The organism is Exiguobacterium sp. UBA6282, from assembly GCF_002440475.1.
GTDB lineage: Bacteria > Bacillota > Bacilli > Exiguobacteriales > Exiguobacteriaceae > Exiguobacterium_A.
This window is the reverse complement of the sequence record NZ_DJUM01000047.1, coordinates 64079-76273: the sequence shown is the minus strand read 5'-3', so window position 1 is coordinate 76273 and position 12195 is coordinate 64079. Positions and strand designations below refer to the sequence as shown.

Genomic DNA, 12195 nt, shown 5'->3' with positions numbered 1-12195 from the left:
GTCATACTCCTCTCGTATATAGTAAATTATCGATTAAGCGTGCCGATGCGAACTGCACGGCAACAGCTAAGAGAATCGTAGTCGTTTGTTCAGTGGCAGGTCGTAGTGATGGATAGTCGACAGCTTCGACGTAATCAATCGTCGTCCCCTCAAATTGAAGTGCTGCGCGCGTCTGTTCGAGAACCTTTTCAACAGGCACTCCTTGATCGAGTGCTTGTTTCGCTTGTTGCAACGCCTGTTGAATTCCCGGTGCTTGCGTGCGTTCCGTCTCCGAAAGATAGACATTTCGTGACGATTTCGCTAGACCATCCGCTTCGCGAATGATTGGGCAACGGACGATTTCAACCGGAACGAAGTAATCAGCGACGTACGCTTCGATCAAGGCGAGCTGTTGTGCATCCTTTAAGCCGAAATATGCACGGGTTGGACGGACGACGTTCAACAGCTTACTGACGACCGTCAAGACACCGTCAAAATGTCCTGGTCGCGATGCGCCGCATAAGACATCATCACCGGAGCGGACCGTAACACGGGCCATATCCAGCGGATACATCGTCTCGTTCGTCGGATAAAACAGATAATCGACACCTTCTGCCTCCGCGATCTTCTGATCGCGTTCCGCGTCTCGTGGATAACGATCCAAATCTTCGTTTGGTCCGAATTGTGTCGGGTTGACGAAAATACTTAAGACGACGACATCATTCTCTTGTCGTGCTTGTTTTAGCAATGAGGCATGCCCTTCGTGCAGGAATCCCATCGTCGGTACAAATCCGATTGAACCGGCTCCCGCTAGACGTTCTCGTAACGTCTTAATATCTTGAACAATCTTCATTCCTTGTTTCCTCCATAAAGCGCACCGATCAGTTCCTCGTCCATCTGGAACGAATGTGCAAGTTCAGGGAAGGCACCGGCTTTGACATCTTTGACATAAGCAGCGATTGCTTCTGTTCCTGAAGTATTCCAGTCCGTATACGCTTTGACGAACTTCGGTAAACGTCCGACGCCATACGTCAAGATATCATGATAGACAAGTACTTGACCGGCGACATCTGCACCGGCTCCGATGCCGATGACGGGAATCGAGAGGAGCTCTTGAATTCGTTTCGCGAGCGGATGCGGCACACACTCAAGGACAAGCATTTTCGCTCCGGCACGCTCTGCTTCCAAACTATCTGCAATCAGTTGTTCGGCTGCTTCTAGTGATTTCCCTTGGACCTTGAATCCTTCAAGAACTCCAACGGATTGTGGTGTTAGTCCGAGATGTGCGACGCAAGGCATCCCAGCGTCCGTCAAACGACGGATCGTTTTTAAGATATCCCCTGCTCCTTCTAGTTTCAAAGCATCCGCCTGTGATTCTTGGAAAATACGCGCCGCTGATTCAAGCGTGCGATCAAATGAACCATGATAACTTGCGAACGGCATATCGACGATCATGAACGTCTGTGGTGCGCCGCGGCGAACAGCACGCGCATGGTGGACCATGTCGTCGACCGTGACGGCAATCGTTGAGTCATAGCCGAGGATGACGTTTCCGAGGGAGTCCCCGACGAGTAACATATCGACCCCTGCTGCTTCTGATAATTTTGCTGAAGGATAATCATATGCCGTCAACATGACGAGCTTCTCTCCAGCTTGTTGTTTTTTTAATAATGGACCCATTGTGTGCATCGTGTTCTCTCCTTACGTGTGTAGGGAGGACAAAAGGAAAACGCCTTCTTCTCCAAAATAAACGCATGCGGAAAAGAAGGCGGAATAATTGAATATCGTCCTTCTGTCCCTGTCCGTTAAGATCAAGGCAGTTGAAACAGCTAAAACTGACACCTGTCGATTCGGTATGATTCCGACGAGCGGATACCATCCGTGGCTTTATTATACATGACAGGAAAAGCTCTCTGCAAACCGTCTGATTCAAATCCTCATTCTTTTTCCCAGTAAATCAGCTCTGCCGAATGGAAACGGGTCTCGCCTGTATCCGTCTCAATCCGGATCGTTCCCGTCTCGTCAATACCGAGCAATGTTCCGGAAGCGGTCGCTTGACGTGTCCGTAGCGTCACTTGTTCATGTAGGCGATCAGCGAGTGTTTCCCATTCGAATACGAAAGGTCCGAACCCTAGCTCGACCCACTGCGTATATAGTCGTTCAAATCGATTCAAAAAAGCTGCGACGACTTCCGCACGTCGGAAAGTTCTTCCTGATTCTCGGACAAGTGAGGTAGCACGATCTTTGATCCCTTCCGGAAACTGTTCATGATGCACGTTGATTCCGATGCCGATGATGACTGAACTGATCCGGTCTGCCTCGGTCTGCATCTCTGTTAAGATGCCAGCTACCTTGCGACCGTTGATCAAGATATCATTCGGCCATTTGATTGTAACCGGAACATCGAATGTCCGGAGAGACTGCGCAAGCGCAATACCTGCTACGAGCGTCAGTTGTCCCGCTTGGTGCATCGGTACATCTGGACGGACGAGCAAACTCATCGCGATCCCCTCATTCTTCGCCTCATGCCAAGTCCGTCCCAGTTGCCCGCGACCATTCGTCTGATGATCGCATACGACGAGTGTTCCTTCCTGCGCCTGCTGTTGTGCTTGTTCATGTGCGATTCGTTGCGTCGTGTCCAGTTCTTCGAAATGAAGGATGTGTCGACCGAAACGCACTGTTGTTAATCCGTCCTCAATTGCAATCGGTGTCAATAAGTCACCTTCATCGACTAATTGATAGCCTTGTTTTTTATTGGAGATGATCTGGTATCCTTCTTCCTTTAAGGTTTGCATATGTTTCCAAATAGCGGTACGTGAAATATTTAGTGTCTCCGCTAATTCCTGTCCGGAATACCACGTTCGCTTGCGAAGTGCTATCAAGATTTGTTCTCGGACTGTGTGTGCCATCGCTCTACCTCCTTCATCAATACCGTTCGGTCGTTTGAACAAGACCGTATGACGACGCTGTACTCCAAGTGCAAGAGTGCTTCTTTAATCTGTTGCTTTCGAAGACCAAGACGAATCATGTCTTTTCCGTCAACAGCGAGCTCTTTGCGACCGCGAATCGGTAAATCCGATCGATCCGGATAATCCATTCCAGTCATCTCCCGCAGAATCGCCAGTTCTTCATCCGACAATTGATAACGATCCCAGTCCTGTAACGGTCGGTATAACAGAGGGACTAAACGCACAGCGAGTTGCATTTGATGTTTCGATCGTTTCCAGCGTGTCAATTGATCGCGCGTTAGACCGGCATCAAGTACGAGTGTCCAGACGGCATCCTTTGAAACACCCCGAAACGATTGCTTGGCGAGTCTCTCGACGATTTCTGAAGTCATGCCGGGTAGATAGCGTTCGATCCCTGTCCGGAGCATCGCCTGTAACGCCTGCTGTTTCCCTGGACCAAGTAAGAGCTTCTCAAACTCGGTCGCGATCCGCTCAATCGCAACGGCCTCTAGATGCGGAGCAAGTTCAAAGATTGCTTGCTCGGTCGTCTCGTCAAGCGAAAAATCAAGTTGACTCATAAAGCGGAACGCCCGCATCATACGGAGTGCATCTTCATTAAAACGTTCGACTGGTTCACCGACCGTGCGGATGATCCGCTCTTCGATGTCGCGCGCTCCGCCGAACAAATCCACACGTCCGGATGGTCTGAGTGCCATCGCGTTGATCGTAAAATCACGCCGGGTCAAATCCTCTTCCAAACTAACGCCAAGCGTCACCGCATCCGGTCGCCTACGATCGCTATAGGTTGCTTCCGAGCGGAACGTCGTGATTTCGTACGGTACGTGGTTGAGAACAACCGTTACAGTTCCATGCTCGAGCCCTGTCGGAATGACGACAGGGAATAAGTCGATGATCTGTTCCGGTAACATCGAACTCGCTAAATCATAGTCTCCTGGTGTCCGGTCGAGTAACATGTCGCGAACGGCACCACCAACGATATAAGCCTCACCACCCGCTTGTTCGATCGTCTGAATGATATGATGCGCGCCTTCAAGCAAGTTCATGACGCGCACACACCCGTTCATAGACTTGTTCATAACGACGGACGATCTCATTCGAATCAAAACGACGACGAGTATCGCGAATACCCTCTTCTGCCATCCGTTCTCGTAACAACGGATCATCCGCAAGTTCACCGATGCGCGCCGCAGCGACCTTAACGTCGTAAGTCGGAACGATATATCCTGTCACGCCGTCCTGAATGACTTCTGGTAATCCACCCGCTGTCGAGACGACACTTGGGACACCAATTGCCATCGCCTCGAGGACGACGAGTCCAAACGCTTCTTTTTCCGACAGCAACACATGAATGTCACTGATGGCGAGCAGCTGCGCGACATGTTCCTGTTTACCAGCGAAAATGACTTTGTCGTCAATGCCAAGTTCCTTCGCACGCCGTCTCGTTTGTCCCATCTCTGGACCATCTCCGACGAGCAACAGACGCATCTTCCGATCTTTTGCCGCGATTGCGAATGCCGCGATTGTATCGTCGATTCGTTTGACCGGTCGGAAGTTCGAGATATGGATGACGACGACTTCATCCGATTCGATACCGTAATGCCGCTTCAATCGTTCATCCCGCATCGGATAATAGACACTCTCATCAATCGAGTTCGCGATGACATCGATGTCGTAATGGGCGTTAAGTGTCGCATTCGTTTCAAGCGCAAGACTCTCAGAAACAGCCGTGACCGCATCCGATTGTTCGATACCATACCGAATTGCCGGTTGCATCTCTAAGTCCTGACCGATGACGGTGATGTCTGTTCCATGTAATGTCGTGACGACGGCGACGCCTTTTTTCTTCGCCATGTTTCGTCCGAGTTCTGCACAAACGGCATGCGGAACAGCGTAATGGGCGTGGATCACATCGAGATCGAATAAATCAATGATTTCTGCGACTTTTGACGCTAACGTAATGTCATAGGGTGGATATTTAAAAACAGAATACTGGTTGACCTCAACCAAATGGACCGTGATGTTTGGTCGATATTCCGTCAGCCGAAACGGCATGCTCGATGTAATAAAGTGAACGTCATGTCCACGATCTGCTAGCTTCATACCAAGTTCAGTCGCGACAACCCCACTACCGCCGACTGATGGATAACAGAGAATCCCAATTGCTTTTTTCATGATAAAACCACACTCTCTTTATGACTTCTATTCGTCTCTATTCTAAGCAATATCGATCAGAATGACCATACTGATCACTTTTCGACTGATTTTCGTAGGAAAAGCTAGTCTTTTTCCGACCGTGCCGTTACCCTAGAGAAAGAGTCTTGATTTGAAAGGAGCACACGGAAATGGCACCTCCATTCCAGTTTCCGATTCGGGTTCAGAACATTCTCTGGATTTTAGTCGGGTCATTCATCTTTGCTTTTGGTATTTATCATTTTAACGTCCAAAACGAATTGGCAGAGGGCGGTTTCACCGGAATCACGCTGATTCTAAAAGGACTGTTCGGGTTATCACCATCGATCACGAACTTAGTGCTGAACGTTCCTCTCTTTTTCGTCAGCTATAAGATTTTAGGGCGAACGACGTTCGTCTATACGTTGATTGGTACATTCAGTTTTTCCTTTTGGTACGGAGTGATTGCGAAGTATTCACCACTCGTGATTGATTTACGAGAAGACATGGTCCTTGCTGCCCTGTTTGCAGGTGTGTTCATCGGGGTGGGACTCGGAATCATCTTCAACAATGGCGGAACGACGGGTGGTGTCGATATCATCGCGCGTCTGACGAAACGCTACTTTGGTTGGTCGATCGGTCGAACGTTCTTAGTCTTTGACTTCTTCGTCATCGTTGCTTCTTTGACGTATCTCGATTATAAGCAGGCAATGTATACGTTACTTGCCGTCTACGTCGGTGCCCGTGTCATCGATTGGATGCAAGAAGGCACTTACGCTGGTAAAGCGGCGATGATCATCAGTGACCACCGCACGGAGATCGCGGACGGCATCCATGCGACGATGAACCGAGGTACGACCCGTCTGATTGCGAAGGGTGGATACTCGGGACGCGACCTCGAAGTATTATATGTCGTCGTCGCTCGAAACGAGATCAATCGCTTGAAGACACTCGTTAAAAGTGTCGATCAGCATGCCTTCATCACCTTGCATGATGTCTATGAGGTGACGGGGGAAGGTTTCACGTTCGATGAGAATCGGATTCCGATCAAAGAAACGTAAAAAACACGGATCGCTCAAACGAGCGATCCGTGTTTTTCGTTTTAGTCATCACTTGACGGGTTGAAGACGATTAGTGCGAGACGAAGGAACTCGGCGACGGCAACGAGTGTTGCCGCGACGTATGTCCAAGCGGCTGCGTTCAAGACACGGCGTGAACCACGTTCTTCTTCCGCGTCGATGATTCCGTGATCTGTCAATTGCGCCATTGCTCGGTTCGAAGCATCGAACTCGACCGGTAACGTGACGAGTTGGAAGATGACCGCTCCAAGCATCAGGACGACACCTAGCATCGCAAGACCAGTGAACCCAGCGAATAGACCAATCAACAACAGAGGGAACGATAAGTTCGACGTGATTGAGGCGACAGGTGCAATGCGGTGCCGGACACGCATCATGTTATAATCCGTCGCATCTTGGATGACGTGACCAATTTCGTGTGCCGCAATCGAAACGGCTGAGACCGTCGAACCGTAATAGACGTCTTCTGAAAGCCGGACGACTTTATTTGTCGGATCATAATGATCGGACATCGTTCCACCAATCGGCTCGAGCCGGACGTTCGTAATCCCGTTCTGCTTCATGATGAAGTCAGCGACCTGTGCTCCTGTCACCCCACTCTGAATCGGAACATCTTGATATTTTTTATAGGTGCTCCGCACCCGCATCTGAGCCCAAATCGGGACGATCATGATGATCGCGAGATAAATCAAATAGTTTGCCACGAGACATCGTTCCTTTCTTTTTTGTTTATAGGTCTATTTTATGTTCAAGCGACCTTATTGTCAATTGAATCGCGTACGACAAACAGATATCCCATCAAAAGACATAATCCAGTCAACCAGAAAGAACCGTATCCGATCCATTTGATGTGCTCTGCAAGCGCCGGGTAGCGGGGCCATTGCCCAAGGACATAATCGACGACATCGTTATGAACGACCCAAATCGCAACGAGAACAAGCTCCTTGACGCGAAATGTCATCAAAGGACTGAATAACAACGCCTGAAACGCCATCGCTCCGTGCGACACCATCAGCATCAGTGCCATCGTTGTTAAGTAGGCGTTTGATGTGCCGAGTTCGTTCAACATCAAGGCATTCATGACGACCGCCCAGACACCATATTTGATCAATGTCACGAATGCGAGCACTTCAAACAAGCGGGAACGTCGTCCGAAAATCCATAGAAAAACGATGATCGTAAAGAACAGCGATGCGGTTGGGCTATCCGGAATGAACGGATAGAAGTACCACTTCGATGTCGCGAGTTGTGGTTCATACCAGTAGTAGCCGTATAAGGTGCCTGCTAAGTTGATCAATCCGACGATCCAAAGCACGGCTTTATGACGGAGTAAAGTAAATATTCCTTGCAATCGTTTCACCTCATCATCGACAAAAGCCGGAGGATTGCTCCCCCGGCTTTTGGCTTATTTATTGTTTTCGCCGCCTTCACCGTATGAAGCGATGAATTTCGCAAGTTCTTTATGATCGGCATCTGAGCCTTTGAACTGACCAGCCGGCATCGAACCGACACCTTTGACTGCGATATCATAAATCTCTTTTTCAGTCTTTTTCGTTCCGACGAGCGCTGGAGCTGCTGCTCCACCTTCGAGGTTCTTACCATGACAGTTGACACATGACTGGTTCGAATAAATTTCGTATCCTTTTGCCGATGTATCAATTTTTGGTCCTTCGTTCATCGTCAACTCACCTTGCTTGTGGATTGTATCCCAGTGTGTCGTTTGAACAGATTCCCATGTCAAGAAGACGATCGAGACGACTGCGAGGAGCATCATGCTGACGGCGACTGGCCGTTTCGCAGGACGGCGTTCAAGACCTTGGTCGAGCCATGGCGCGACGAGAAGTGCTGTGAACGCAAGACCTGGAAGGATGACTGTTCCCATCAAGATGTATGGACCTGCAGCGAATTGGTATTTCAAGAGCTGATAGAGGAATAGGAAGTACCAGTCCGGAAGTGGAATGTACGACGTATTCGTCGGATCGGCAATGTTTTGAAGTGGTGCTGCTTCTACGATTGTCAGAGTCATGAAGCCGATCAAGAAGACCGCTCCAACCATCCATTCGCGAAGTAAGAAGTTCGGCCAGAACGCTTCCGTTCGACCTGGATATTCCGAATAGTCTTTTGACTTGTTCGGCATCCGGTTATTGATCGACACCCGTGAATCGGTGACGAATTTCATTCCTTTACCACGATGCATCGTGTTCTCCCCCTTTTTTGTTGTCTAGATGATAGTCGGTTTAAAGTGGTCCAGAGATCCCTTGTTTACGAATCATCATGAAGTGGGCCCCGAGCAAGACGAACAATGCTGCAGGAAGGAAGAAGACGTGAATCGCAAAGAATCGAGCGATTGTACTTGCGCCGACGATTTCTCCACCCGCAAGGAGGGTCTTCGCGATACCACCGATGACCGGGATACTTTCAGCAATCTGAATCGTAACTTTTGTCGCGAACAACGCTTTCATGTCCCAAGGCAATAGGTATCCTGTCAGACCGAGAGCTAAGACGACGAAGAACAAGAGAACTCCGACGACCCAGTTCAATTCACGTGGTTTTTTGTATGAACCAGTGAAGAAGACACGTAATGTATGTAGGAACAACATTACGATAACGACAGACGCACCCCAGTGGTGCATACCACGAACGATTTGTCCGTGTGCGACTTCGTTTTGTAGATAGTAGACGGACGCGTGTGCGTTGATGATGTCCGGTACATAATACATCGTCAAGAACATCCCCGAAAGAATCTGAATGACGATCGTAAAGAACGTCAATCCGCCAAAACAATAAACGAAAGCTGAAAAGTTATGTGCCGGGTTGACGTGCTCCGGTACTTCATGATCGGCGATGTCTCGCCAGAGCGGCGTAATATCCACGCGCTCATCAATCCAATCATAGATTTTTTGCATCATCGCTTACGCACCTCTTTCGACTGGTTTACCAAGGTAGAGGTAACCATCTTTCTGTTGCATTTCATACTCATCGAGTGGTTTCGTTGGAGGCGTACCAGGTACGTTCGTGCCATCCTTCGTATACCGTCCGAAGTGACATGGGCAATAGAATTGCTCCGGGTGCGTTGGATCTGCGCCGAAGCTGACTTGGCAACCTAAGTGTTTACAAATCGGTGAAAGGGCCAAAATTTCTCCCTTATCATCTTTGAACACCCAAGCCGACAACGTTTCTTCGAACTCATACCACGCATCTTGCGTTTGTTTCTTGAAGTCGACCCGTTTTGGTTCTGTCGTGATATCCGACAACTTCATTACTTTTACTTTATCGCCTGCTCCTGATTTCTTCAGGACTGGATCAACTGCGAAGTTGACCATCGGCATGACCATTGTCGCAGCCATGAAACCGCCGACGCCTGTCAATGTATACGTCAAGAATTGACGACGTGTTACGTTAGACCCGTTTTGAGCCATCTCGATCCCCCCTTGTGATGTACGCTGTGCCCCAAGACGACAGTACTTCACACAAATTTCTCACATGGTAATAGTATCTTAATAAAATCATTGCGTCAACCGCTTCATAGCGCGGTCCAACGGTTTCCTAACTGTTCGAGAACTTGTCCAACAAAATTCCCGACCATCTGACCTTGTTGGTCACGACTCATCGTCTCAAGAGCTAGACGTGGCACGTAGATAATCTCTTCTGCGGCAGTCTCCTTCCACCTTAAATCAGCGGTGATGAAGGTGATGAAACGGAATTGCCCGGAAGCAGCCGCTTGACGCCATCCTTCCAACTGTTCGATCGACGGTACATCGATGTAGGTCATGGCAGGTAAGAGCAACGCCCGTCCAGATAGCTGGCGTTCGACTTCGGACGCCACCGTCAATGTCATGTCTGCGCATTCCGCATAAGCATGCATCGCCTCATCGAAACCGATCGGAAGCAAAGGCACGATTAGCGTGTCGATATACGCTTGCTCGCTTCGTGTCCGCTGTACGTCGGATGGTTTGAAACGCAAGTCATTTCCCCCTTTCTTTCTTACTTACAATTCGTCACATTTAATGTATCATATCCACATTTCCTCCTGCTCTCTTAATGTGAACGTTTTATGAAATTCCACCCTATTTTTCTTCATATTTTGCACAAATCTTCACATACGAAAAAGACTCTATCGCCTGTTATAAGCAATAGAGTTCTTTGATTAAGGGAGTTGATTTCGAACGAGACGTAACTGTTCGGAAAGGGAGTGGAATCGATGTTGATCGCGTGCATCAAGTGCTTCATCGATCAATCGGACCAACCGTTCTTCTTCTTGTCGATTGACCGTGACAGCGATGAAATGAGTCGCTTCATCTGCTAAACGCGGTTCAACAGCGACTTCCGGACGAAATGGATTTTCTTCCAGTAAAGACAAGTATTCATCGTCCATCATCATGCCTTGGAAGTTTAGCTCGATGTAGATATCTTCCGATGTCAAACGAATGTCATGATACGCTTTTTCTGGATCTAGCGTCGTGACGTCCCCTTTTTTAAAAAGAAACGGTTCCGCATCGAATCCATATGTCGTCATGATGATGGCTTTCGGAGCGAAAGTCGCATTTTGAACGAAGTGTACCTGCTCGAGTTTTGCCTCGTTACGCAACCAGTAATCGATGATCCATTTTGCTTCCCGTCGCTTTAACGTGTAATAGGTCAAGATGCGGCGTAAGAATCGCTGCTTTCTCTCTATCATCTCAATCCTACTCCCTTCTCCCGTGAAGTCATCCATCCATTCGTTCAACATAGTCGACGAGTTCGTTATCCTCTGGTGTCAACTGTGCAGCGCGTCGTAAGAGACGTTGTCCCTCTTCACGCCGTCCTTCCTCGACGAGTGCAAAACCATACTCTTTCAAGAAAAGCGCGTCTTCCGTGAATGCGCCTTCGACTATCGCATAGTTCTCCATCGCTTGCGTGTATTCCTCTAACGCATATAAAGCGCGCGCCCGGTACCATGTCAGAATCGGAGCCGTGACATGTTCTTCAATGGCTGAGATCGTCTCAATCATTGCTTCATGATCCTCGTCTTCTGCCAGTAACGAAAGCAAACGTTCCGCTGCGACGATTGATTCCGGGTTTAAAGCGAGTGCTTCACGTAACGCTTGAACACTTCCTGCGCGATCGCCGAGTTTGAGAAGGAATAAGGCTTCCATCGTCCGTAACTCGTCATTATAATCATCGCGCTCCATCCCTTGCTTGATGACGTTCAGTGCTTCTTTCGTCAGCCCAAGTTCGGCTTGGCTTTCCGCGTACGGTACATACGCTGATGTATAATCCGGATCCTGCGCAATCAATTGTTGAAATGTCTCGACTGCTTTTTGGTGTTGACCGACACGGTGAGCCGTCATCGCAAGACCAAACAGCGTATGCAAGTCGGAACGTTCTGCGACAGCACGTTCATACAGTGGAATCGCATCCTCAAATTGTCCTGTCATCGCGAGTGATTCCGCGTACAGGGCATCGAGCGGCAATTCAGCACGTAACTCTGGACGCTCTGCGATTTCAGCGAATAGTGGTACCGCTTGATCAAACGCACCGAGCGTCATGTAGAGCTCGGCTAATCCGTATGCCAGTAATGGTTCTTCAGGAGCGAGATTACGTGCTTCCTTCAGCTTTGCTAATGCCACTTCGTCAAGACCTTGTGACTGATAGAGGTCAGCGAGTAATACGAGAGAACGGGGACCATATTCCATGTCCGTTGTGTCGACCTGCTCAAGGACAGAAATCGCTTCCTCTTCCCGGTCCAAATCGATATAACACTCTGCCAGTAACAAGGCGACTCCGGCGTTACCTGCGTATTCGACGTAAAGCGGTGCCAATAGATTAACTGCTCGGTCTGATAATCCAAGTTCGATATAGAGATCGGCAACCGCGAGGCGATCCTCATCCGTCCCTGTCTTTTCGAGTTGTTCTAGTGTCGCTAAGGCTTCCGAGGTATGGCCGTGTTCTAGTTCTTCGATGATGCCATTCAATACTTGTTCATTCAAGGCAAACGCCCCACTTTCTGTCATCCGCCT

General features: G+C 49.0%; 14 protein-coding genes. 1 reads left to right on the top strand and 13 read right to left on the bottom strand.

Annotation, left to right across the window (positions count from 1 at the left end; translation table 11 throughout):
• Position 1: 1 nt before the first annotated feature.
• The 5 genes from panC to bshA all read right to left on the bottom strand — a co-directional run bounded on the left by panC (position 2) and on the right by bshA (position 5120).
• A complete protein-coding gene (gene panC / locus B2751_RS12245; RefSeq protein WP_290774995.1) occupies positions 2-832 on the bottom strand; it encodes a pantoate--beta-alanine ligase in 831 nt (276 codons plus the stop codon).
• Positions 829-1668 (bottom strand): 3-methyl-2-oxobutanoate hydroxymethyltransferase, encoded by an 840-nt coding sequence (panB, locus tag B2751_RS12240; protein WP_290774993.1) that lies wholly within the window; start codon positions 1666-1668, stop codon positions 829-831. Before panB ends, panC begins: the two co-directional genes overlap by 4 nt.
• Before the next feature lie 248 nt (positions 1669-1916).
• Entirely contained in the window at positions 1917-2888 is a 972-nt protein-coding gene (locus tag B2751_RS12235) for a biotin--[acetyl-CoA-carboxylase] ligase (RefSeq protein WP_290774991.1), read from the bottom strand.
• Positions 2858-3991, bottom strand: coding sequence for a CCA tRNA nucleotidyltransferase (locus B2751_RS12230; protein ID WP_290774989.1), 1134 nt, complete (start codon positions 3989-3991; stop codon positions 2858-2860). Before B2751_RS12230 ends, B2751_RS12235 begins: the two co-directional genes overlap by 31 nt.
• Positions 3978-5120: an N-acetyl-alpha-D-glucosaminyl L-malate synthase BshA gene (bshA, locus tag B2751_RS12225; RefSeq protein WP_290751204.1), complete on the bottom strand. Its 1143-nt coding sequence runs from the start codon at positions 5118-5120 to the stop codon at positions 3978-3980. Before bshA ends, B2751_RS12230 begins: the two co-directional genes overlap by 14 nt.
• Before the next feature lie 170 nt (positions 5121-5290).
• On the opposite strand from bshA, the gene B2751_RS12220 reads away from it, so the two are divergent.
• The gene (locus B2751_RS12220) at positions 5291-6178 is read left to right on the top strand and encodes a YitT family protein (protein ID WP_035407218.1); all 888 of its coding nucleotides are present in this window, start codon (positions 5291-5293) and stop codon (positions 6176-6178) included.
• Between the two features lie 41 nt (positions 6179-6219).
• On the opposite strand, the gene B2751_RS12215 is transcribed toward B2751_RS12220, so the two are convergent.
• The 8 genes from B2751_RS12215 to B2751_RS12180 all read right to left on the bottom strand — a co-directional run bounded on the left by B2751_RS12215 (position 6220) and on the right by B2751_RS12180 (position 12189).
• Entirely contained in the window at positions 6220-6900 is a 681-nt protein-coding gene (locus B2751_RS12215; protein ID WP_035407205.1) for a zinc metallopeptidase, read from the bottom strand.
• Positions 6901-6944: 44 nt separating this feature from the next.
• On the bottom strand, positions 6945-7547 hold the full coding sequence (locus tag B2751_RS12210) for a DUF1405 domain-containing protein (protein ID WP_290774986.1): 603 nt from the start codon (positions 7545-7547) through the stop codon (positions 6945-6947).
• Between the two features lie 54 nt (positions 7548-7601).
• The gene (locus B2751_RS12205) at positions 7602-8393 is read right to left on the bottom strand and encodes a menaquinol-cytochrome c reductase cytochrome b/c subunit (protein ID WP_035407183.1); all 792 of its coding nucleotides are present in this window, start codon (positions 8391-8393) and stop codon (positions 7602-7604) included.
• A 40-nt stretch (positions 8394-8433) separates the two neighbouring features.
• Positions 8434-9105: a menaquinol-cytochrome c reductase cytochrome b subunit gene (gene qcrB, locus B2751_RS12200; protein WP_012370658.1), complete on the bottom strand. Its 672-nt coding sequence runs from the start codon at positions 9103-9105 to the stop codon at positions 8434-8436.
• 3 nt (positions 9106-9108) lie between these two features.
• Positions 9109-9615: a ubiquinol-cytochrome c reductase iron-sulfur subunit gene (locus B2751_RS12195; protein ID WP_035396830.1), complete on the bottom strand. Its 507-nt coding sequence runs from the start codon at positions 9613-9615 to the stop codon at positions 9109-9111.
• Between the two features lie 104 nt (positions 9616-9719).
• Positions 9720-10160, bottom strand: a complete 441-nt coding sequence (locus tag B2751_RS12190) for a DUF2487 family protein (RefSeq protein ID WP_035407181.1) — start codon at positions 10158-10160, stop codon at positions 9720-9722.
• Positions 10161-10343: 183 nt separating this feature from the next.
• The gene (locus tag B2751_RS12185) at positions 10344-10874 is read right to left on the bottom strand and encodes a ReoY family proteolytic degradation factor (protein WP_035407179.1); all 531 of its coding nucleotides are present in this window, start codon (positions 10872-10874) and stop codon (positions 10344-10346) included.
• A 28-nt stretch (positions 10875-10902) separates the two neighbouring features.
• Positions 10903-12189, bottom strand: coding sequence for a tetratricopeptide repeat protein (locus B2751_RS12180; protein WP_231496842.1), 1287 nt, complete (start codon positions 12187-12189; stop codon positions 10903-10905).
• Positions 12190-12195: the final 6 nt, after the last annotated feature.